Origin of the sequence: Kitasatospora sp. NPDC088391 (assembly GCF_044753345.1) — a bacterium.
GTDB lineage: Bacteria > Actinomycetota > Actinomycetes > Streptomycetales > Streptomycetaceae > Kitasatospora.
On sequence record NZ_JBIVNB010000002.1, the window covers coordinates 571,344 to 593,183 of the forward strand.

The 21,840-nt window shown below is 75.0% G+C and carries 18 protein-coding genes; 11 read left to right on the forward strand and 7 right to left on the reverse strand.

Annotation, left to right across the window (positions count from 1 at the left end):
• The first annotated feature begins 98 nt into the window (after positions 1-98).
• A complete protein-coding gene (locus tag ACIQBJ_RS07015; protein WP_400704827.1) occupies positions 99-1,307 on the forward strand; it encodes an MFS transporter in 1,209 nt (402 codons plus the stop codon).
• A gap of 95 nt (positions 1,308-1,402) precedes the next feature.
• On the opposite strand, the gene ACIQBJ_RS07020 is transcribed toward ACIQBJ_RS07015, so the two are convergent.
• Both ACIQBJ_RS07020 and ACIQBJ_RS07025 read right to left on the reverse strand, forming a co-directional pair.
• Positions 1,403-2,785: a helix-turn-helix domain-containing protein gene (locus ACIQBJ_RS07020; RefSeq protein ID WP_400704830.1), complete on the reverse strand. Its 1,383-nt coding sequence runs from the start codon at positions 2,783-2,785 to the stop codon at positions 1,403-1,405.
• 116 nt (positions 2,786-2,901) lie between these two features.
• Entirely contained in the window at positions 2,902-4,008 is a 1,107-nt protein-coding gene (locus ACIQBJ_RS07025; RefSeq protein ID WP_400704833.1) for a hypothetical protein, read from the reverse strand.
• Positions 4,009-4,128: 120 nt separating this feature from the next.
• Here ACIQBJ_RS07025 and ACIQBJ_RS07030 point away from each other — a divergent pair, with 120 nt between their 5' ends.
• Both ACIQBJ_RS07030 and ACIQBJ_RS07035 read left to right on the forward strand, forming a co-directional pair.
• Entirely contained in the window at positions 4,129-4,977 is an 849-nt protein-coding gene (locus ACIQBJ_RS07030) for an MBL fold metallo-hydrolase (protein WP_400704836.1), read from the forward strand.
• A 95-nt stretch (positions 4,978-5,072) separates the two neighbouring features.
• On the forward strand, positions 5,073-6,386 hold the full coding sequence (locus tag ACIQBJ_RS07035; protein ID WP_400704839.1) for a low temperature requirement protein A: 1,314 nt from the start codon (positions 5,073-5,075) through the stop codon (positions 6,384-6,386).
• On the opposite strand, the gene ACIQBJ_RS07040 is transcribed toward ACIQBJ_RS07035, so the two are convergent.
• Positions 6,334-6,969, reverse strand: a complete 636-nt coding sequence (locus tag ACIQBJ_RS07040; RefSeq protein ID WP_400704842.1) for a DUF2306 domain-containing protein — start codon at positions 6,967-6,969, stop codon at positions 6,334-6,336. The genes ACIQBJ_RS07035 and ACIQBJ_RS07040 overlap by 53 nt on opposite strands.
• A gap of 186 nt (positions 6,970-7,155) precedes the next feature.
• Between ACIQBJ_RS07040 and ACIQBJ_RS07045 the strand changes: the two genes are divergently transcribed.
• The 3 genes from ACIQBJ_RS07045 to ACIQBJ_RS07055 all read left to right on the forward strand — a co-directional run bounded on the left by ACIQBJ_RS07045 (position 7,156) and on the right by ACIQBJ_RS07055 (position 10,118).
• Positions 7,156-8,385, forward strand: a complete 1,230-nt coding sequence (locus ACIQBJ_RS07045) for a sensor histidine kinase (RefSeq protein WP_400704845.1) — start codon at positions 7,156-7,158, stop codon at positions 8,383-8,385.
• A complete protein-coding gene (locus ACIQBJ_RS07050) occupies positions 8,382-9,047 on the forward strand; it encodes a response regulator (protein ID WP_400704848.1) in 666 nt (221 codons plus the stop codon). Before ACIQBJ_RS07045 ends, ACIQBJ_RS07050 begins: the two co-directional genes overlap by 4 nt.
• 132 nt (positions 9,048-9,179) lie before the next feature.
• Positions 9,180-10,118 (forward strand): hypothetical protein, encoded by a 939-nt coding sequence (locus ACIQBJ_RS07055; protein WP_400704851.1) that lies wholly within the window; start codon positions 9,180-9,182, stop codon positions 10,116-10,118.
• A gap of 7 nt (positions 10,119-10,125) precedes the next feature.
• On the opposite strand, the gene ACIQBJ_RS07060 is transcribed toward ACIQBJ_RS07055, so the two are convergent.
• On the reverse strand, positions 10,126-11,514 hold the full coding sequence (locus ACIQBJ_RS07060) for a cation:dicarboxylate symporter family transporter (RefSeq protein ID WP_400704854.1): 1,389 nt from the start codon (positions 11,512-11,514) through the stop codon (positions 10,126-10,128).
• Positions 11,515-11,696: 182 nt separating this feature from the next.
• Here ACIQBJ_RS07060 and ACIQBJ_RS07065 point away from each other — a divergent pair, with 182 nt between their 5' ends.
• The 3 genes from ACIQBJ_RS07065 to ACIQBJ_RS07075 all read left to right on the forward strand — a co-directional run bounded on the left by ACIQBJ_RS07065 (position 11,697) and on the right by ACIQBJ_RS07075 (position 16,128).
• A complete protein-coding gene (locus tag ACIQBJ_RS07065; protein ID WP_400704857.1) occupies positions 11,697-13,313 on the forward strand; it encodes an ATP-binding protein in 1,617 nt (538 codons plus the stop codon).
• Entirely contained in the window at positions 13,310-13,990 is a 681-nt protein-coding gene (locus ACIQBJ_RS07070; protein WP_400704860.1) for a response regulator, read from the forward strand. The genes ACIQBJ_RS07065 and ACIQBJ_RS07070 overlap by 4 nt, the downstream gene beginning before the upstream one ends.
• A gap of 272 nt (positions 13,991-14,262) precedes the next feature.
• Positions 14,263-16,128, forward strand: a complete 1,866-nt coding sequence (locus ACIQBJ_RS07075) for an ATP-dependent nuclease (protein WP_400704863.1) — start codon at positions 14,263-14,265, stop codon at positions 16,126-16,128.
• Between the two features lie 103 nt (positions 16,129-16,231).
• Here the strand turns inward: ACIQBJ_RS07075 and ACIQBJ_RS07080 are convergent, their stop codons facing one another.
• A complete protein-coding gene (locus ACIQBJ_RS07080) occupies positions 16,232-16,858 on the reverse strand; it encodes a class I SAM-dependent methyltransferase (RefSeq protein ID WP_400704866.1) in 627 nt (208 codons plus the stop codon).
• Positions 16,859-17,026: 168 nt separating this feature from the next.
• Between ACIQBJ_RS07080 and ACIQBJ_RS07085 the strand changes: the two genes are divergently transcribed.
• Positions 17,027-18,400, forward strand: coding sequence for a diaminobutyrate--2-oxoglutarate transaminase family protein (locus ACIQBJ_RS07085; RefSeq protein WP_400704871.1), 1,374 nt, complete (start codon positions 17,027-17,029; stop codon positions 18,398-18,400).
• Between the two features lie 59 nt (positions 18,401-18,459).
• Complete coding sequence (locus ACIQBJ_RS07090) at positions 18,460-19,917, forward strand: pyridoxal phosphate-dependent decarboxylase family protein (RefSeq protein ID WP_400704874.1); 1,458 nt, start codon at positions 18,460-18,462, stop codon at positions 19,915-19,917.
• Positions 19,918-19,921: 4 nt separating this feature from the next.
• Here the strand turns inward: ACIQBJ_RS07090 and ACIQBJ_RS07095 are convergent, their stop codons facing one another.
• On the reverse strand, positions 19,922-20,638 hold the full coding sequence (locus ACIQBJ_RS07095) for a DUF5710 domain-containing protein (protein ID WP_400704877.1): 717 nt from the start codon (positions 20,636-20,638) through the stop codon (positions 19,922-19,924).
• 9 nt (positions 20,639-20,647) lie between these two features.
• On the reverse strand, positions 20,648-21,448 hold the full coding sequence (locus ACIQBJ_RS07100; protein ID WP_400704880.1) for an inositol monophosphatase family protein: 801 nt from the start codon (positions 21,446-21,448) through the stop codon (positions 20,648-20,650).
• Positions 21,449-21,840 lie beyond the last annotated feature (392 nt).

The following is a 21,840-nucleotide window of genomic DNA, read 5'->3' on the forward strand; positions in this document are numbered from 1 at the left end:
GACCCCGTGCAGCGACCGCACGCCGAACCGGCGGAGCGGTCCCTCGGCGTCCCTGTTCACCGGCGCGCTGCGCGCCGCCTTTTCCTGAGGAACCCCTCATGTCTTCGTCCTACGCGACGGTTCTGCGTACCCCGGGCGCGGCCCGGCTGTTCGTCCCGGCCCTGATCGGCCGCCTCTCCTACGGCACCGTCTCGCTGTCCCTGCTGCTGGCCACGGCCGGGGCCACCGGCTCGTACGCCCGGGCCGGCTGGGTGATGGCGGTGTTCTCCGTCGTCAGCGTGCTGCTCTTCCCGACCCGGGCCGGACTGGTCGACCGGTACGGCCCGCGCCGGGCACTGCCGCCGATGGCCGCCGGCTACGCGGCCGTGCTGGTCGCGCTGGCCGCCGCCACCTGGACCGGCGGCACCCCCTACCCCGTCCTGCTGCTGCTCGCCGTCGCGGCGGGCGTCTTCGCCCCGCCGCTCGGCCCGGTGACCCGGGCCCGGTGGAGCGCCCTGATCACCGATCCCGAACTGCGCCGGCGCGCCTACAGCCTGGACACCGTCGCGGAGGAACTGCTGTACGTCACCGGCCCGTTGCTGGCCGGACTGCTCGCCACGGTCGCCCGCCCCGCCGTCGGCCTGCTGCTCAGCGCCGCGCTCGTGCTGCCCGGGACGCTCGCCCTCGCCCTCACCGCCCACCGGGCGGAGGCGGCCCCCGCGCAGGCCACCGGGCAGGCGGCGCCGCGCAGTTGGGCGCTGATCGGGCTGGCCCGCCAGCCGCTGGCGGCCGCGGCCGGCACCGGGGCGGGCCTCGGCGCGTTCGGCCTGCTCGCCGTGGTGTTCGCGGACCGGTGCGGCGGAGCCGCCGACGTCGCCTGGGTGGAGGCGGCGCTCGCGGCCGGTAGCGCGGTCGGCGGACTGGCCTTCGGCGCCGTCACCTGGCGGGCCGGATCGGCGACCCGGCTGACCGTCCTCACCCTCGGGCTGGGCACGGCGCTCGCGCTGACCGCCCTCGCCCCGAACGTCGCCGTCCTCGCGCTCCTCGCCGTCCCGGCCGGCCTCGCGGTGGCGCCCACCCTCACCACGGCGTACCTGCTCACCGACGAACTGGCCGCGCCCGAGCAGCGCACCCGGGCCGGCGCGATGGTCAACGCGGCCTTCAACGCGGGCGGTTCCGGCGCGACGGCCCTGGCGGGCCTGCTCACCGCCCGCGTCCCGCTCCCCGTCTGCCTGCTCCTGGCGGCCGCGCCGGTCCTCGCCGCCGCCCTGGTCCGGGTCGGCGGCCGGGCGCGGCGGGTGACGGTGGGCCAGGAGCTGGCCGCCTAAGGGCTGCGCCGACGGCCCGGTAACGACGCTCCGGGAACGGTGGTTCGGGGGGACGGGGGATGCGCCCCGTCCCCCCGGCGTCTGCGCGGCGGCGGTCAGCGGGTGCGGGGCTCGGTCGTCGTCGGGGTGGCCGGGGTGGCCGGGGCGATCAGCCAGGGGGCCGGGGGGAGGGTGTGGCCGGTGGTGCGGAGGGCCTGCTCGTAGGCGTGCATGGCGGCTTCGGGGTCGCCGAGGTGCTGGTGGAGGGTGGCGGCGCGGCGCCAGCACTCGACGGTGCGGCGGTCGCCGTTGCGGGGCAGGGTGCCGAGCAGGTCGACGGCCAGGCCGAGGTGGTGGGCGGCCGCCGCGGGGTCGGCGGCGGCCAGCAGGGCCTCGGCCTTGGCGAGCCGGGCCCGGGCCTCGTGCGGGTGGCCGGTGCCGGTGAGGCGGTGCAGCAGGGTGTCGGCGAGCCCCTCCGACGCCGTGCTGTCCCCCTGCCGCACCAGGTGCTCGGCGAGGGCGAGTTCGCAGGCCGTCAGCTGTTCGGCGGTGCCGTGCGCGAGCAGTTCGGCGCGGACGGCGTGCAGCTGCTCGACGGCCTCGGCGACGCGGTCGGGTTCGGCGTCGGCGAGCAGGATCGCGGACAGCACCCGGAGGGTGAGCCCGTCGCGGCGCCGGTCCACGGCCCGGTGCAGGGCGAGGGCGTGCTCGGCCAGGGTGTGTGCCTCGCGGTGGCGGCCCGCCTCGTGCGCGGCGAGGGCCGCGTCCCGGTACGCGGCGGCCCGCCCCGGCTCGTCGGGATGGCCCAGGACGGCGCGGTGCACCTCGGCGAGCAGGGCCCGGCCGCCCGCGGAGTCGCCCTGCCGGGCCCGGGCGTCGGCGAGCTGGGTGGCGAGCCGGACGGCGGGGTCGGTCCAGAGCAGGCCGCGGTCGGTGTAGACGGCCAGGGCGCGTTCGGCGAGGGCGGCGGCGGAGGCGGGCGCGCCGTCGGCGAGATGGCGGCGGACCAGTTCGGTGGCGGCCTCGGCCCAGGCCGGGCTGTCGGCCTCCAACCGGGAGAGCCGGGTCTCGTGGCCGTGCACCGCCTCGTCGGTGCGGGCGAGTTCCTCCAGGGCGCGGATGCGGGCGGCGCCCGCCTCGCCGTCCCAGCGGCAGGCGTCGTCGACGGCCGGGCCGGTGGGGCCGGCGGGGCCGTCCTGGTCGAGCAGGGTGAGGCAGTCGGCGGGGCGGCCGTCGTGCAGGGCGAGGCGGGCCAGCGCGAGGCGGCTCTCGGCGGCGGCCCGGCAGTCGGGTTCGAGGCCGAGCGCGAGGTGGTCGACGGTGGTGCCGAGGCGGTCGGCGAGGTGGCGCAGCGCGGCGACGGAGGCCCGGCGGGCGCCCGACTCGATCATCGACAGGTAGCTGGCGGAGAGCACGTCGCCGCCGAGCTCGGCCTGGGACAGGCCGAGGCTCTTGCGCAGGGTGCGGACCCGGCTGCCGGTGAGTTGGTCGGGCGTCATGGGAGTTGATCCTAGGCCCTCGCCCGGCGGGCTTGCCGGACACGCGACAAGCCCGGGGGAGGGGACGCGCGCGCGACGGGACGGGGGCCGCCGGGCAGGGCCGGGCACCGGGCGGGTCAGGTCCAGACGGGGCCGATGTGGCCGGTGGCGAGCAGGGCGCGCCGGTAGGCGCGCATGGCTTCGCCGGGGGAGCCGAGGCGGCGGTAGAGGGCGGCGGTGCGGTGCCACTCGCGGGCGAGTTGGGAGTGGCGCTGGCTGTGCGGGGAGAGGATCGCGGCGGCGGCCTCGACCTCGGCGGCGCAGCCCGCGGTGTCGCCGAGGGCGGCGAGGGCCTCGGCGAACACCAGGTGGGTGTCGGCCAGGACCAGGCTCTCGGAGCGCTGCGGGCGGGCCAGCGCGGCGCGCAGGTGCGGGACGGCCCGCTCGGGGTGGCCGGCCCGGACCAGGATCTCGGCGACCTCGGTCTCGGTGTCCACCAGCCAGGCGCCCTGGCCGAGTTCGGTGAGTTCGGCGACGGCGCGCAGCAGCAGGTCGAGGGCGTCGCGCCAGCGTTCGGGGTGGGCGCGGGCGAGCATCCGGCCGTGGATGCCGCGGACCACGGCGAGGTGCCGGGGCAGGTCGGCCTCGCCGAACAGGGCGAGGGCCTGGGCGGAGAGCCGGTGGGCCTCCTCGGGGTGGCCGAGCAGGTGGGCGGTGAGCGAGGCGTTCCAGCGGACCGCGCCGCGGGCGGCGGGTTCGCCGAGCCGGTCCGCGACGGTGCCGAGCATGGTCAACAGGCGGCGGGCGCGGTGGAGTTCGCCCAGGTCGGTGAGTTCGCCGGCCAGCGTCACGCCGAGCCGGACGGCGGCGCCGTGCCAGGCGTGGCGGGGCGGGCCGAACTCGGCGAGCGCCGTCTCGGCGAGCCGGACCGAGGCCGTCGTCTCGTCGCACAGGCCGAGGCAGCGGACCGCGCCGACGGCGTGCTCGGCGCGCTCCACGCTGCCGGGGGCGGCACCGTCCCAGAGCGCCCGGTGCAGGTCGGCGGCCTGCGCGTCCTGGCCGAGCGCCTCCAGGGCCCGCGCCTCACCGCTGCGGGCCCGCACGCCGCCGACCTGCCGGAAGCTTTCGAGGGCCTCGGCGGGGGAGCCGTTGTTCAGGGCCAACTCGGCGAACGCCAAAAGCCGTTCGGACTCGACCGGGTCCTCCGGCGGGTCGTCCGGGCAGCGGTTCCCGTGGATCTCCATCGCGGCCAGCATAGCGGTGTGAAGTTCTGTCACATTCGACTTTACGAAACATCACAGAGCCGCTAGCTTTCCTGCTCGACGGGTCGATCGGCCCGCCAACACCTCTGGGGGAAAAGCGACATGAGCACCACGACCGTCCACGTCCACACCGGCTCCGAAGCCGGGCTGTTCGTGAACTCCTACCTGCTGGAGACCGCCGAGGGCCTGGTGGTGATCGACACCAACCTGCTCAACACGGACATCGCCGTCCTGGTCGAGAAGGTCGCCGCGTTCGAGCAGGCCGGCAAGCCGCTGCTCGGCGTCTTCGTCACGCACGCCCACCCCGACCACTTCAACGGCGCGCACGCCCTGGTCGAGCGGTGGGACGTGCCGGTGTACGCCACCGAGGCGGTGGCCGCGACGATCCGCGAGATCGCCGACGCCAAGCGGGCCCAGTGGGGCCCCGTCTACGGCGAGGAGTGGCCCGCCGTGACGGCCTACCCGACCGTCGAACTCAAGGACGGACAGCAGCTCGAACTGGGCGGCACCACCTTCACCGTCCGGCACGTCGGGCCCGCCGAGAGCCACGCCGACAGCGTGCTCCTGGCCCACCCCGCGGCCGACGCCGCACCGCTCGCCTTCATCGGCGACCTGGCCTTCCACGGCACCCACCCGTACACCGCGGACGGCCACGGCGTGCACTGGCTGGCGGCGCTGACCGAACTGGGCACCGAACTCGCCGACGCCGCCGTGCTGTACCCCGGCCACGGCGAGCCCGCCGGCATCGAGGTGCTCACCGCCCAGCGCCAGTACCTGCTCTTCTACCGGGAGACCGTCCGCCGACTGGCCGCCGGACAGCCCGCCCTCACCGACGAGGCCCGGGAGGAACTCGACCGGGTGGTCCAGGACTACGCCCCGAACCTGCCGCTCGGCTGGATGATCGGCCTCGGCGCGGACGCCGTCGCCGCAGAACTCGCCGCCACCTCCTGACACCACGTCACCCGGTGGGCGGCACCCCACTCCCGCCGCCCACCGGGCGACACCCCACCACCCACACCCACCCGCCCCGGGGGAGGCCCACCCGCATGTCGAACACCGCACCACCCGCGCTCGGTGAAGAAGCCTTCGGCGAGCAACCCAAGGATGAGGAAGTCTCCGGCAAGGAAGCCTTCGGCGAGAAGCTCAGGGGCGAGGAGTCCACTGCTGCGGAGAGTTCCGGTGGGGAGGTGGAGCAGCGGGTCAGTTGGGCCGAGTTGTTCTTCGATCTGGTGTGGGTGTTCGCGATCACCCAGATTGCGGCCGCGTTGGCCGACACCGCTACGCCGGGGGCGGTCGGCCGTACGTTGTTGCTGTTGGTGCCGCTCTGGTGGGGTTGGACGGGGGTGACGCTGCTGGGCAATCTGGCCGGGCCGGCCATTGACCGGACGGCGGGGCGGCTCACGTTGTTCGCGTTGTCGGGGTGCGGGTTGCTGATGGCGATCGCGGTGCCGCACGCGTACGGTGCGCAGCCGTGGGCGTTCGCCGGGGGGTGTGTGCTGTTGCGGCTGGTGGTGGCCGTGGCGATCCACCTCAGGACCCGTCCCCGGCTGGGGCGTTGGCACCCGTTCAGTGCCACGTTGCTGCTCGGCGGCCCGCTGCTGCTGGCCGGTGCCGCGTTCGACGGGTCGGGGCGGGCGGTGTTCTGGGCGGCGGCCGCGCTCGCGGACCTGGGGTGCTGGTCGCTGCTCGGCCGCCGCCTGGACGCCGTCCGGTTCGAGACCGGCCATCTGCCCGAGCGCTTCGGCCTGTTCGTCATCATCGCGCTCGGCGAGACGGTGGTCGCCGTCGGCGGCCAGGCGGCCCGCGCCCCGCTCGACCTGCCCGCGGCGACCGCCACCGGGCTGGCCTTCGTGCTGATCGCGACCCTGTGGTGGACGTACTTCCACTACGGCGCGCCCGCCGCCCGGCACAGCATCCGGCACAGCCCCTCCACGGCCCGGACCGTGCGCGAGGTGTTCACCTACGCGCACGCCAGCTACGCCACCGCCGTGATCGGGGTCGCGGTCGGGTTGAAGAAGCTGGTCGCGCACCCCTTCGACCATCCGCACGGCCCGCCCGCGCTGCTGCTCGCGCCCGGTGTCGCGCTCTACCTGTTCAGTTTCTGCTACGCCCGGCTGCGGATGTTCGGCGCGGTCGGCGTCCCCCGTCTGCTCGGCGCGCTGGCCTGCACCGCCCTGGCGGCGCTCGCCCCCGTCCTGCCGGGCGCGGCCACCGCGGCCCTGGCCACGGCGGTGCTGCTGGCCGTCAACGCCGCCGAGGCCTGGTACGTGGAGACCGGCCGCCCGCTGCCGCTGCTGCGCCCGCCGGTCAGGCGGCGTTCGGGGTCCGCCGCATCCGCCACTCCACGAACGCGAGGTTGACCAGCCACGACCCCCAGGCCGCGGACTCGTACGTCAGCGCGTCCGACACACCCAGCACCGCGCCCAGCGGCAGCCAGATCCGCAGCGTCACCGCGGCGAAGATCAGCGCGTACGAGCGCAGCATCCAGCGGCGGTGCCGGGCGATCCGGCCCCGGCGGGCCTCCCGGACGCCGAGGCCGGTGGTCACCAGGACCAGGACCGCCAGCACCGCGAACCCGATCGGCGCGACCGGCGGGTGCATCGCGTACCGGGCCAGCACCAGTCCGCCGAGGCTCAGTGCCAGGGCCGAGACCGCGTACACCCGGCCGGTCCACCGGTGCACGGCGGGGCGGCGGGCCCGCAGCCCCGGCAGGAACTGCAGCGGGCCGATCGACAGCGCCACCACGGCCCCGCCGATGTGCAGCAGCAGCGGGGCCAGGTGCGCGGCGTAGACCAGGCGCTGGTCGTCGATGTAGTAGTCCGGGTCGAGGGCGAAGTAGCGCAGTGAGAACAGCGAGACCAGCAGGGCCAGGGTGGGGACGGCGATCCGGCCGGCCCGCCGCAGGCCGCCCGGTCGCGGAACCGCGGTGTGATGGTGTGTCATGCCGCCGAAGCTACGGACCCGCCCGGGGCCCGGACGTCCCCCCACCGGGGTCGCCCGACTACCCCCACGGGGGTACCCGGAGCCGCCGGATCTCCGGGACACCCCGATTTCTCCCCGAGTTCGGGTGCGCCGCGGCCCGGCACTGACTAGCCTCCACGCTGCACCCCACCAGCGAGGACCCGGCCCATGCATCCCACCGCCACCGCCCCCGGCACCACCCCGCAGTCCCGGCGTCCGGCACTCGCCGCCCTGCTGCGCCCGCTGCCCGACGGGCTCACCGACGGCGCCCCCGCCGTGGTGCTGTTCGCCGCGATGCTCGCCGAACGGCTCGGTGCCGCCGACCGGATCGGCTCCGGGCTGCCGTACGCCCTCGTCCTGACGGTGCTGCTCGCCGCCGCCGTCGCGGTCCGCCGCCGCTTCCCGCTGACGTCCTACCTGATCGGCACCCTGGTCCTCGGCGTCGAGGCGCAGGCCGTGCTGCCCAGCCCGGTCTCCCCCTACGCCAACCTGTTCGGCGCGTGGGCGCTCGGCCGCTACGGCAGCGCCCGGTTGACCCTGTGCGGCCCGCCGATCGTGGTGGTCGGCGTCGCCGGGTACTTCGTCGGCCAGGACACCGACACGATCATGCCGATCGGCGTGCTCGGGATCTGGCTCGCGGTCTGGGCGTTCGGCTGGGCCACCGCCCGCCGGATCGCCGACCAGGCCGTCCAACGGCGGCGCGCCCGCGAGGAGTTGCTCGCCGAGGAGCGGGCCCGGATCGCCCGCGAGGTGCACGACCTGGTCGGGCACTCGCTCAGCCTGATGCTGGTCCAGGCCGGGGCGGCCCGCCGCCTGCTCGACCGGGAGGACCGCGAAGACCCGGACGACGGTGAGGACGGTGAGGACCGGGACGACCGGGGCGGCGGCCGTGCGACCGGTCGGGGCCGCAGCCGCGCACTGCTCGCCGAACTCGAACAGACCGGCAACGACGCGCTGGGCGAACTCGACCGGGTGCTCGGCCTGTTGCGCGGCCCCGCCCCGCACCGGCCGGGCGCCGCACCGGCGTCCGAACCCGGGCTCGCCGAACTCCCGCGCCTGGTCGGGCGGATGAACCGGGCCGGACTCCGGGTCACCCTCGCCCAGGACGCCCCGCCGCTGCCCGCCGACCAGGACCGCTGCGCCTACCGGGTGGTGCAGGAGGCGCTCACCAACTCGCTGCGGCACTCCGGGGCGCGGCACGCCGAGGTGCGGATCGCCGCGGCCCGCGACGGACTGGAGGTGGAGGTCCGGGACGACGGCTCCGGTCCGCCCCCCGGCCACCGCCCCGGCCGCGGCCTGACCGGCATCGCCGAACGCGCCGCCCGCCTGCACGGCACCGCCGAGCACGGCCCCGGACCCGACGGCGGATTCCGGCTCCGCGTCACCCTCCCGCTGTGAGCGGCGGCCCGCGCCCGGTCCGGGTGCTGATCGCCGACGACGACCCGCTGCTGCGGGCCGGGCTCGCCGTCGTCCTGGAGACCGCCGACGGCATCGAGGTGGTCGGCCGCGCCGAGGACGGACTGCGCGCCGTCGAACTGGCCCGCGCCCTGCTGCCCGACGTCGTCCTGATGGACGTCCGGATGCCCGGCTGCGACGGCATCGAGGCGACCCGCCGACTCGCCGGGGCCGGCCCCCGGGTCCTGGTGCTGACGACCTTCCAGCACGACGCGTACGTCTGGGGCGCGCTGCGGGCCGGGGCCGCCGGGTTCCTGCTGAAGCGGGCCTCCCCGGAGCGGCTGATCGACGCCGTGCGGGCCGTCGCCGTCGGCGAGGCCGTGCTCGACCCGGCCGTCACCCGCGACCTGCTCGGCCACCTGCTGGCCGCGCAGCCCGCCGCCGCGCCGCCGGTGGAGGAGGGACGGCTGGCGGCCCTCACCGTCCGTGAACGGGAGGTGCTCCGGCTGGCCGCGGAGGGCCACCCCAACGAGGAGATCGCGGCCCTGCTGCACCTGGCCGAATCCACCGTGAAGACCCACGTCAAGCGCATCCTCGGCAAGCTCGGCGCCCGGAACCGCGCCCAGGCCGTCGCGGCGGCGTACCGGCACGGGCTGATGGGGTGAGGAGCGCCCGGCCCGGCCCGGACGCCCGGCCGGACGCCCGGCGGGGTTCCGGCGGGGCGGTGTCCGGCGGGGTGACACTCCGTCACGTGCGGGCTGTCGGTGCGTCGCCCGGTCGGGTCGTACATTGACCTGATGATCGGTGAAGAGGTGCGCTACGGCCGGGGACCGTCCGGGGCACGGCTGGCCGCGCAGGGGCGGTGGGTCGAACTGCTGGAGCGGTTCCGGCTGGCCAGGGCGCTCCGCGACCCGCTGGCGGGCCCGCTCGGGCACCTGCTCGCGTACGGGGCGCCGGCCGGGGTCGGGGCCCGGCTGTTCGACCCGGCGGGCGGGGCGGCGACGCTCGCCGACCACGACGCCGGGCCGCTCTGGGAGGTGTTCGCCACCCGCCACCCCCGGCCGGTCCTGGACGCGCTGCCGCTGCCGCCCGCCGTGGCCCGGCTGGCCGCGCACACCCGGGCGCTGCTCGGCGAGGAGCCGCCCGAGGGGGAGTGCGACGCGGCGGGCGTGCCGTACCGCCTGCAGCCCTGGGAGGAGGGCGGCTGGGAACGGGACACCCGGGTCCGCGAGTACCTGCCGACCGGCGGCGCCCGGCGCGCCCTGCACCTGGTCCCGCCCAGCCGGGAGGGCCTGGCCGCCGTCGAACTCCCGCTCCCCGGAAAGCGGTTGACCGGCCTGGCGGCGACCCGGCTGCTGGCCGGCCTCTCCGACTGGACCACCGCCGTCTGCGTCCGGGGCCGGGCCGCCGACGCCGTCGCCCAGCTCGCGGGCGGGCCCGAGGTCACCGGCGGCGAACTGCCGTTCGCCGCCCTCTACCCGGCCCTGGTGCACCTCGCCTCGGCCCGCCCGGACCGCGGCGCCGCCCAGGGACGGCTCGCCGTCTGGCAGTTGCTCGCCGCGATGGACGGCGACGGCGCCCCCTCCCGGGCCGGGGCGCGGGCGCTGGTCGCCCGGCTGCGCTGCCTGACCTGGAGCGAACCGGCCGACGACCTGCGCCACCTGCACCTCGCCGTCGAGGACCCGGCCACCGGCCTGGCCTGGGCCCTCTCCGGCAGTACCGCCGAACCGGCCTGACGACCCGTCAGGCGGGTTGCTGCGCGCGGTCGTCGGGCGCACCCGCCTGCGCGGGGAGTCCGGCGACGGCGGCGCTGTCCTCCTCGTACGGCAGCGCGCCCGCCAGCACGGCCGCCATCCGCCCGCGGTCCAGCTCGCCCGTCCAGTGGCCGATCAGGACGGTCGCCACCGCGTTTCCCGCGAAGTTGGTCAGCGCCCGGGCCTCCGACATGAAGCGGTCGATGCCGACGATCAGGCCGACCCCGTCCACGAGTTCGGGCCGGTGCGACTGCAGGCCGCCGGCCAGCGTGGCCAGGCCCGCGCCGGTGACGCCCGCCGCGCCCTTGGAGGCCAGCACCATGAACAGCAGCAGCGAGAGCTGCTCGCCCAGCGACATCGGCTTGTCCATCGCCTCCGAGACGAAGATCGACGCCATGGTGAGGTAGATCGCGGTGCCGTCCAGGTTGAAGCTGTAGCCCGTCGGCACGGTGATGCCGACCACCGGGCGGCTCACCCCCAGGTGCTCCATCTTGGCGATCAGCCGCGGCAGCGCGCTCTCCGAGGACGAGGTCGACAGGATCAGCAGGAACTCCCGCCCGAGGTAGCGCAGCAGCGCGAACACGTTCACCCCGGCGGCCAGCCGCAGCAGCAGGCCCAGCACCACGACCACGAACAGCACGCAGGTCACGTAGAAGCCGACCATGATCACGGCGAGGCTCTTCAGCGCCGCCGTGCCGGTCGCCCCGACCACCGCCGCCATCGCGCCGAACGCGCCGACCGGCGCCACCCACATGATCATCGACATCACCTTGAACACCAGCTTCTGCAGGTGCTCCACCCCGCGCAGCACCGGCGTCCCCGCCGCGCCCATCGCCTGCAGCGCGAACCCGACCAGCAGCGCCACCAGCAGGGTCTGCAGCACCTGCCCCTGGGTCAGCGCCGACACCAGGGTGGTCGGGATCACGCCCAGCAGGAAGTCGGTGGTGGACTGCGCCGCGCCCGCCGCGGCCTGCGCGTGCCCCGACTTCGCCAGCGCCGCCGTCAGGTGCAGCCCGCTGCCCGGCTCCAGCAGGTTGCCGACCGCCAGGCCGATGCCCAGCGCCACCGTCGAGGTCAGCAGGAAGTAGCCCAGCGCCAGCCCGCCGACCCGGCCCACCTTCGCCGCCTTCGTCACCGAGCCCACGCCCAGCACGATCGTGCAGAAGATCACCGGGGAGATCATCATCTTGATCAGGTTCACGAAGCCGGTGCCGACCGGCTTCCACTCCACCGCGAACCCCGGCGCCGCCAGGCCCACCACCACACCCGCGACCACCGCGGCGATCACCGCCAGGTACAGGTAGTGCGTCCGGTCGGACCGGCCCGGCCCGGACGGCCCCGCCGTCCCGGTGGGCTTCACGTTCTCGGTCGGCTCCATGCGCGGCTCCTTCGCCGTCTGCCCGCTCTCCCGGCGCCCCGGGGGAAGAGGGCGCCCGGCCCGTGGGTGGCGGGCCGCGGCCCGACTATCCGGCCCGCCCGGCCCCCGGTCACCCTTGCGGTCATAGCGTTCACGCGCCCGCCCGTGCCCCGGACCGCCCCCCGACGTGCACACTGGTCGGCATGCACCCGACCAGCAGCGCCCCGCCGCCCCGCCGCCGGCGCAGCCTGGCCGGCCGCCTGTTCGCCGTCCAGGTGGTGATCGTCGCCGCCGTCGTGGCGGGCGGCGCCGTCCTCGCCTACCTGTTCACCGCCCAGCGCGCCGAGGACGCCGCCCTCCGGCAGACCACCGCCGTCGCCCGCTCGCTCGCCGCCGCCCCCACCGTCCGCGAGGCCGCCGCCGGACCGGACCCCACCGCCGTGCTCCAGCCCTACGCCGAACAGGTCCGGGCCGACACCGGCGTCGACTTCGTCACCGTCATGGACCCGAACGGCATCCGCTGGACCCACCCCGACCCCGCCCAGATCGGCCGCCCCTTCCTCGGCCACACCGACCGGGCCCGGGCCGGCGCCGTCCAGCACGAGACCTACACCGGCACCCTCGGCCCCTCCGTCCGGGTGGTCGCCCCCGTCCTCGACGACCACCACCGGGTGGTCGCCCTGGTCAGCGCCGGCATCACCGTCGACAACATCACCGCCCGGCTGCGCACCCCGCTGCTCGCCCTCACCGGCGTCGCCGCCCTCGCGCTCGCCCTCGGCGCCACCGCCAGCTACCTGCTCGCCGCCCGGCTGCGCCGACACACCCACGGCATGGACGCCGGGGAGCTGTCCCACCTCTACGAGTACCACCAGGCGACGCTGCACTCCGTCCGGGAGGGCCTGCTGCTGCTCGACCGCGAGCACCGGGTGGTGCTGTGCAACGACGCCGCCCGGGAACTCCTCCGCGTCCCCTTCGACACCGACGGACTGACGGTGCGTCAACTCGGCCTGCCGGACTCGCTGCGGGACGCGCTGGAGTCCGCCGACCCCGCCCGCGACGAGGTGCACCTGACCGCCGAACGGGTCGTGCTGCTCAACACCTCCCCGGTCGGACCCGGCCTCGGCACCGTGGTCACCCTCCGCGACCACACCGAACTCCAGGGCCTCACCGGCGAACTGGACACCGTCCGGGGCATCGCCGCCGCCCTCGACGCCCAGGCCCACGAAGCCGCCAACCGGCTGCACGCCGTGGTCTCGCTGATCGAACTCGGCCGCCACCGCGAGGCCGTGGAGTTCGCCACCGCCGAACTCGCCCTCGCCCAGCGCCTCACCGACCAGGTCGTCGGCGCCGTCGGCGAACCCGTCCTCGCCGCCCTGCTGCTCGGCAAGGCCGCGCAGGCCGCCGAACGCGGCATCGAACTCGAACTCACCGAGGACAGCCGGATCGACGACGGCGTCCTCCCCGACCGGCTCACCCCGCGCGACCTGGTCACCCTGCTCGGCAACCTGATCGACAACGCGATGGACGCCGCCGTCGAGAACGCCGCCCGGGCCGCCCCCGCCGTCCACGTCACCGCCCGCACCGAGGACGGCCACCTGCTGCTCCGGGTCGCCGACACCGGCCCCGGCATCGACCCCGCCGCCGCCGACGAGGTGTTCCGGCGCGGCTGGACCACCAAGCAGCACGGCCGCGGCCTCGGCCTCGCCCTGGTCGCCCAGACCGCCCGCCGCAACGGCGGCGACGTCCGGATCGCCCACCGGGAGGGCGCCGAACTCACCGTCCGGCTCCCGCTGCGGCGCCCCGCGGGGGAGGCCCGGTGATCCGGGTCCTGGTGGTCGAGGACGACCCCGTGGTCGCCGACGCCCACGCCCGCTACGTCGACCGCACCCCCGGCTTCACCGCCGTCGCCGTCGCACACTCCCGCGCCCAGGCGATCCGCGCCCTCGACGCCCACACCCCCGTCGACCTGATCCTGCTCGACCTCCACCTCCCCGACGGCCACGGCCTCCAACTCTGCGCCGCGCTCCGCACCACCGGGCACACCGCCGACGTCATCGCCGTCACCTCCGCCCGCGACCTCGCCGTCGTCCGGCAGGCCGTCACCGCGGGCGTCGTCCAGTACCTGCTCAAACCGTTCGGCGCTGCCGCCCTCGGCGACCGCCTCCGGCAGTACGCGCGCTACCGGGACAGCCTCGGCCGCGACGGCGAGGCCCTCGGCCAGGACGAGGTCGACCGCGCCCTCGCCCTGCTCCGCGTCCCCACCCGCACCAGCCTCCCCAAGGGCCTCAGCCCCGCCACCCTCGACACCCTCGCCACCGCCCTCCGCGACGCCCCGGACGGCCTCTCCGCCACCACCGCCGCCACCGCCACCGGCGTCTCCCGCATCACCGCCCGCCGCTACCTCGAACACCTCGTCACCACCGGCCGAGCCACCCGCGAACCCCGCTACGGCCAGGTCGGCCGCCCCGAACTCGGCTACCGCTGGCGGGACACCTGAGAACCCCCCCTCCGGGCGGTCGGAGGGGGACGGGGTTGAGCTCGCCACTTGCGGGCCCAGCTGCCGCCAGGGCCACTGTGGGTGGGATGGGGACGCAGGTGGCGTGGCGTGGCTGTGTGACTGGAATGAGCGGTGCTGACGGCTCGAGTCGGTCCAGCACGGGATGCACTTGTCCATGGACGCATTCCATCCTGTTTGTCCCTCCCCCGGCGTAGCGTGGTCTCGTTCGTCGACGCTGTGGTCGGCGGCATGGTCAGCACAGGAGAAGCGCGATGCGCCTGCAGTCCGCTCACATCACCAAGTACAAGAGCATCAACGACTCCACGCAGTTCACCCTCGAAAGCGATATGACTGCCTTCGTGGGTAAAAATGAGTCAGGCAAGACGGCCGCTTTGGAGGCTCTCTACCGCCTGAACCCGTTGCCCAGCGGTCATCCCACGGAGTTCGAGGAGCTTCGGGACTACCCGCGGCGTCACCGCGCCCGTGACAAGAGCCGGATCGCGCAGGCTAGGCCGGCCACCGCGACGTTCGAGTTGGAGCAGGACGACATCGACGCCGTGGTCAAGGAGTTCGGGCCTAAGGCTTTCACCGCGAAGGCCATCACGATGTGTCGCGGATACGACGTTGCCACACGCTGGTACCTCGACTTCAGCACCGACGAGCTGGCTGCCGCACAGCACCTGGTTGCTAAGGCCGGGTTGGACGTCACCCGATTCGCCAAGGTGAAGGACATCGATGCACTCGTCGCAGCACTCAGTGCTGACGAGGATGCTGAGGCCGCGGTCCAACTAGCAACCGACCTCGCTGAGCGTGATCTGAACACCGAGATCAGGAATATCCTGCACTTGCGGTTGCCGAAGTTTCAGTACTTCGACGAGTACAACGTGCTGCCAGGCAGCGTCTCCATCGCTCGACTGCAGACCGTTCAAGAGGACGACCTGGACCCGGAGGAACGGACGGCTCTGTCCCTGCTGAAGCTCGCTGGGGTGGAGTCCGAGGAGTTCACCCGGGACAATTACGAGAGCCGAAAAGCTGCACTCGAGGCCGCCGCCAACGAGCTGACCGACCAACTCTTCGAGTACTGGACCCAGAATCCTGATCTCTCGGTAGAGCTCGACATCGAGTTCAAGCAGGTACCCACTCCGCAAGAACCTCACCGCACCGAGCCGTGGCTTCACATCCGGATCAAGAACCAGCGGCACCGGGTCACCCTCGGCATGGAAGGCCGGTCGAAAGGATTTATTTGGTTCTTCTCCTTTCTGGCTGCGTTCTCGGAGTACAGCGACGTCAAGCGGCGGCGAATCATTCTCCTGGACGAACCCGGCCTGAACCTCCACGCCAAGGCCCAGAATGACCTTCTGCGCTACATCGAGGAGCGCTTGGTCCCACAGCACCAGGTCATCTACAGCACCCACTCCCTGTTCATGATCCAGCCCTCCAAACTGGACCGCTGCCGTACGGTCGAAGACGTTGACAACGACGGCACCCAGGTCAGTCAGGAGCTGTGGCGGGCCCGTGCTGACACCGTCTTTCCTCTGCTGGGAGCCATCGGCGTCGACATGACCCAGACACTGGTGATCGGGCCCAACCAACTGCTGGTGGAAGGTCCATCCGACGTGGTGTACCTGACCGTGATGAGCGAGGTGGTGCGTGAGGCTGGCGGCACGCCCCTTGACCCCAACTGGACCATCACCCCGGTCGGCGGACTCGACAAGGTGCCGTCCTTCGTGTCCCTACTGGGCAGCAGTGACTTGGGCATCGCCGTGCTGATGGATGTTGCGGGCGGGGGCAACCAGCGCATCGCACAGCTCGTCTCACGCGGCCTGCTCGACAGGGGTCGCTTGGTCTACCTCACCGAGTTCACCAACACGAGCGAAGCCGACATCGAGGACCTTTTCACCCCTAGCTGGTACCTCAAGCTCCTGTCCGCCGCAAAGGTCGGGCGGTTCACCACGGCACAGCTCAATGGGGGTGGTCGAATCATCAGGCAGGTGGAGGCTATCCACGGTGGGCGGTTCGATCACTACCAGCCCGCCAGTCATCTGATGCGCTCACCCGGTACTTTGCTGGACCAGATTGACGATCAGACCCGGAATCGCTTCGAGGCTCTTTTTACCCGCCTCAATGCCCTCCTCTGATGCGCACCGTGCCAGTGCTGCTGTTTCCCACTTAATGCAGCACTGGCACGGTGCAGGGCCGCATTCCGAGAGGTATGCCCAACTCGCCGAGTGAGCCGCCCGGTCAGGCGGTGCGGTCGGCGAGGACGAGGTAGCGGGTGGGGGTGTCGGTGTAGGAGCGGGGGGTCCAGCCGGTGGTGTGGAGGAGGGGGTGGAGGTGGTCGCGGGCGCGGAGGTCGTCGGGGGTGAGGGGGCGGCCCTTGCGGGCGGCGAGGGCGGCGCGGCCGAGGGGGTGGAAGAGGGCGAGGCGGCCGCCGGGGCGGGTGACGCGGGCGAGTTCGCGGAGGCCGGTGGCGGGGCCGGGGAGGTGGGAGATCAGGCCGGCGCCGAAGACCAGGTCGACGAGGGCGTCCGGGAGCGGGAGGCGGGTGCAGTCGGCCTGGACGAGGGCGGCCTCGGCGCGGTGGACGGCGGCCCGGTCGAGCATCTCGGGGGTCAGGTCGACGCCGAGGACGGTCCCGGTCGGTCCGACCGCGGCGCGCAGCAGCGGGAGGGCGCGCCCGGTGCCGCACCCCGCGTCCAGGACGAACTGACCGGTGGTCAGCCCGCTGTCGGCGATCGCGGCCGCGTAGCGGGGGCTGTCGTCCGGGTACTTGCCGTCCCAGTCGGCCGCGCGCTCCGCGAAGAAGGCGCGGGTCTCGGCGAGTTCGCGGGCGTGCGCGGCGGAGGCGCCGGAGTGCGGAAGGTCCATGGGCCGCAGGGTACTTCGGGTCCGGGCCGTGACCGGCCGGGGCCGGGCTCGTTGGGACGGTGGGGGAGGGGTCTCACCCGGACGGGTGATCAAAGCGCCTGGTGGCGGGCCCGCCGGACTCCCGGCAGTAAAGTTAGGCTTACCTAACTTCCCCAAGGGAGCTCCGCTGTGACCCTCACCGTCGGCACCTCCGCCGTCCCGGCCGGCGACGCGATCCTGCGCCGCCAGCGCATCCGCGAGTCGGCCGCCCGCACCTACGCCCGGTCGTTCCCGATCGTCCCGGTGCGCGCGAACGGCATGACCGTGGAGGGCGCCGACGGCCGCCGCTACCTCGACTGCCTCTCCGGCGCGGGCACCCTCGCCCTCGGCCACAACCACCCCGTGGTGCTGGAGGCGATCCGCCGCACCCTCGACAGCGGCGCCCCGCTGCACCTGCTCGACCTCGCCACCGCCGAGAAGGACGACTTCACCACCGCCCTGTTCGAGAGCCTGCCGGAGAAGTTCGCCGCCAAGGCCCGGGTCCACTTCTGCGGCCCGGCCGGGACGGACGCCGTCGAGGCCGCCCTCAAGCTGATGCAGACCGCCACCGGCCGCCGCGGCGCGCTCGCCTTCACCGGCGCCTACCACGGCATGACCGCCGGCGCGCTCGCCGTCACCGGCAACACCGCCGCCAAGGCCCCGCTGCCCAGCGGCGGCGAGGTCACCCGGCTCCCGTACCCCTACGCCTACCGCTGCCCGTTCGGCGTCGGCGGCGAACGCGGCGCGCAACTCGCCGCCGCGTACACCGAGCGCCTGCTCGACGACCCGTCCGGGGGCGTGCTGCCGCCCGCCGCGATGATCCTGGAGGCCGTGCAGGGCGAGGGCGGTGTCGTCCCCGCGCCCGACGCCTGGCTGCGCGAGATGCGCCGGATCACCGCCGAACGCGGCATCCCGCTGATCCTCGACGAGGTGCAGACCGGCGTCGGCCGCACCGGACGGATGTGGGCCGTCGAGCACAGCGGCGTCGAACCCGACGCGATGGTGCTCTCCAAGGCGATCGGCGGCAGCCTCCCGCTCGCCGTCGTGGTCTACCGCGAGGAGTACGACGGCTGGCAGCCCGGCGCGCACACCGGCACCTTCCGCGGCAACACCCTCGCCATGGCGGCCGGCGCCGCGACCCTCCGGCACATCACCGCCCACGGGCTGGTCGCCCGCGCCGAGACCGTCGGCGCCCGGATCGCCGCCCGCCTCGACGGCGCCCGCGACCGCCTCCCGGTGATCGGCGACGTCCGCGGCCGCGGCCTGATGCTCGGCGTCGAACTCGTCGACCCCGCAGGGGAGTCCGACAGCTGCGGCGCCCGCCCCGCCGACCCCGCCCTCGCCGTCCGGGTCCGCGAAGCCTGCCTCGCCCGCGGCCTGATCGTCGAACTCGGCGGCCGCCACGACGCGGTGCTGCGCCTGCTCCCGCCGCTCACCATCACCGACGAACAGGCCGAAGCGGTGCTCGAACGGCTCTGCGACGCCATCGAGTTCGCCATGCGGCAGCCGGGGGACGGGAAATGACCGGCGGCGGGGAGGCCGGCGGGGAAGGGAAGACCCAAGTGGCTCTCGGGGGACGGGAAATGACGGGCAGTGCGGGCGGCGGGGCCGAGCTGTCGGGCGGGGTCGGCGGGCCGGCGGCGTTGCGGCCGTTGCTGGGGGAGGTGCTGGCGGCGTTGGAGGACGGGGCCGTGCGGCGCGGGGGGCCGGTGGTGCCGGGGGAGCCGGCGGCGGTCGCGGCGGCGGTCCGGGAGGTGCTGGGCCGGGCCCAGGGAGGCGACGCGCTGCGGGAGTTGGTGGCGGCGCTGGCGTACGGCGCGGCGGACCCGGCCGATCCGGGCTGTGCGGCGCACCTGCACTGTCCGCCGCTGGCCGTCGCCGTCGCGGCGGACCTCGCGGTGAGCGCCCTCAACCCCTCGCAGGACTCCTGGGACCAGGCCCCGGCCGCCACCGTCCTGGAGACCGAACTCCTCGCCGAACTGGCCGTGCTGGTCGGCTTCCGCCCGGACCGGGCGGTCGGCGTGCTCACCAGCGGCGGCACCGAGTCCAACCTGATGGGGCTGATGCTGGCCCGTGACCAACGCCTGGGCCCGGACGTCGAGTTGAACGGCCTGCCGCGCGGCCTGCGCCCCCGCATCCTGGCCTCGGAGGCCGCGCACTTCTCCGTCCAGCGCGCCGCGGCCCTGCTCGGTCTCGGCGAACGCGCCGTCCGGCCGGTCCCGGTCGACCGCGAACTCCGGATGGACGCCGCCGCGTTGGCCGACGCCTTCGCCGAGGCGGGCTGGGAGGGCGCCACCCCCGTCGCGGTGGTCGCCACCGCCGGGACGACCGACACCGGCGCGATCGACCCGCTCCCCGAGATCGCCGACCTCGCCGCCCGGCACGGCGCCTGGCTGCACGTCGACGCCGCGTACGGCGGCGGCGCCCTGTTCTCCGACCGGCTCGCCCCGCTGCTCGCCGGGATCGACCGGGCCGACTCCGTCTCGCTCGACTGGCACAAGCTCGGCTGGCAGCCCGCCGCCGCCGGGGTCTTCCTGGTCCGCGAGGCCCGGACGTACGCCTCGCTGGCCCGCCGCGCCGTCTACCTCAACCCGGCCGACGACGAGGAGGCCGGCTACCCGAGCCTGCTCGGCCGGTCGCTGCGCACCACCCGCCGCCCCGACGCCTTCAAACTCGCCGTCACCCTGCGGACCCTGGGCCGGGACGGACTCGGCGCGCTGGTCGACCGCTGCCACGAACTCGCCCGGCACGCGGCCGAACTCGTCCGGGAGGCAACGGAGTTGGAGCTGCACTGCGATCCGGTGCTGACCGCCGTGGTGTTCCGCTACGCGGTCGCCGACCCGGCGCGCAGCGACCGGGTCAACGCCGAACTCCGCCGCCGCCTGCTGCGCTCCGGCCGCGCCGTGGTCGGCCGCACCGAACTCCCCGGCACCGGCCCCGGCCGGGTCCGCCTCAAGCTGACCCTGCTCAACCCGCACACCACCGAAGGGGAGGTGGCGGCCCTGCTGGCCGAGGTCGTGCGCGCCGGGGCGGACTGCTGAGGTGCTACCGCGCCGTCCCGGGGCCCTGCGCGCGCAGGGTGTCCCGGGCGACGCCGGCCCGCGCGGCCGGGTCCGGCGGCGGGACCGGGGTGATGCCGGCGCCGGTGAGCAGGCCGAGGTCGAGCGTCCAGTCGACCCGGGAGCGGGCCTCCCAGAGGTCGAAGGCCCGGGCGATGTGCCGGTCGGCCTCGGCGGGCGTCATGCCGGTGACCTCGATCAGGTGGGCGCGGGCCTGCGGCGCGAGCCCGCGGACCCGGGCGAACCCGAAGTGGGTGACGGTGTGGCAGTCGCTGCACAGGCAGATCAGCCGCTTCAGGGTCTGGACCCGGCGGGCCTCGTCGTAGGTCCACCGCTCGTGGGCCTCCAGCCGGCGGTCCGCCGAACGGTCCTGGCCGGCCCCGCAGACCTCGCAGCGGTTCCCGGCCCGGGCGTCGATCATCCGGCGCAGGCGGTCCCAGTCCCGCGGGGCGACGCAGGACCGGACGTTGGTGAACCAGCAGCTGCTGGGCACCAGGTCGACGAACAACCCGCTGCCGAGCGAACGGTCCTCGCCCGGCAGCAGCTCGGGGACGTCCGGACCGGCGGCCCACCGCTCCAGGCCGGCCAGGTCGGGCCGCGGCGCGTACCAGCGGCGGGCCGACGCGTCCCAGCGGGCCCCGGCGGCCTTGGCCTCGTCCTTCTCCGCGAACGGAACGTCCAGCCAGCTCCGTCGGACCGCCACGCCGCCGCCCTACAGCCCGGCCAGCAGCAGCCCGCGGAGGGTCTCCCACTGCTCCGGGTCGCCGGCGACCAGCAGGCCGTGCGGGCCGCCGGGCGGGCCGGGGCGGTACGGGGAGCCGTCGAAGCGGGCGCTGCGGCCGCCCGCCTCGGTGACCAGCAGGGAGCCCGGGGCGTGGTCCCAGGGCAGGGTGCGCCAGTAGAGCAGGAAGTCGTGCGCGCCCCCGGCGACCAGCGGGTACTCGATCCCGGCCGCGCCCCGACCGGGCTCGGCGGGGCCGAGCGCGGCGGCGTTGGCGAGCAGGCGGTCGGCCTGCGGCCGGGGCAGGTAACGGGTCTTCAGGATGCCCGTCCACCGCTCCGGCGGGGTGGTGGCCGGGGGGAGGGTCAGGCGTTCGCCGTCGCGCCAGGCGCCCGCGCCGAGTTCGGCGGTGTACGCGGTGCGGGTGGCGGGCTGCCAGATCCAGGAGGCGACGGTCTCGCCGTGGCGGACCAGCGAGGCCATCACCGCGTACGCGGGGTGCCCGGCGACGAAGTTCCGGGTGCCGTCGACGGGGTCGACCAGCCAGGCGGCGGGCTCGTCGCGCAGGGCCAGCGCGAGGTCGGGGTCCGCGGCGACGGCCTCCTCGCCGACGACCGGGACGGGGAGGAGTTCGCGCAGGCGGCGGGAGATGATCTGCTCGGCCTCCCGGTCGGCGACGGTGACCACCTCGCCGGGGGCCTTCTCCATCACCTCGCCCTCGGCCAACGCCCGGAACCTGGGCTCGACCGCCTCCGCCGAGGCCTCCACGAGGATCTCGGTGACCTTCTCCATCAACACGCCCGCGCTCCCTTCACCGCCCCCACTCTCCCACGCCGGGCCGATGCGCACGGTGCGCAGGTGGCGGGTGGGACGGAGCGGGAGGGCGGCGGGCCGGTGCGCGCGGTGTGCCGGTGGCGGGTGGGGCGGAGCCGGTGGGAGGGGAGGGCGGCGGGCCGATGCGCACGGTGTGCGCGTGGCGGGTGGGACGGAGTGGGAGGGCGCGGGGTCAGTACACGCGGTGTGTGGGTGGCGGGTGGGGCGGAGCCGGTGGGAGGGGAGGGCGGCGGGCCGATGCGCACGGTGTGCAGGTGGCGGGTGGGACGGAGTGGGAGGGCGGCGGGCCGGTGCGCGCGGTGCGCGGGCGGCAGGTGGGACGGGGCGGGCGGGAGCGGGTGCGGCGGCCA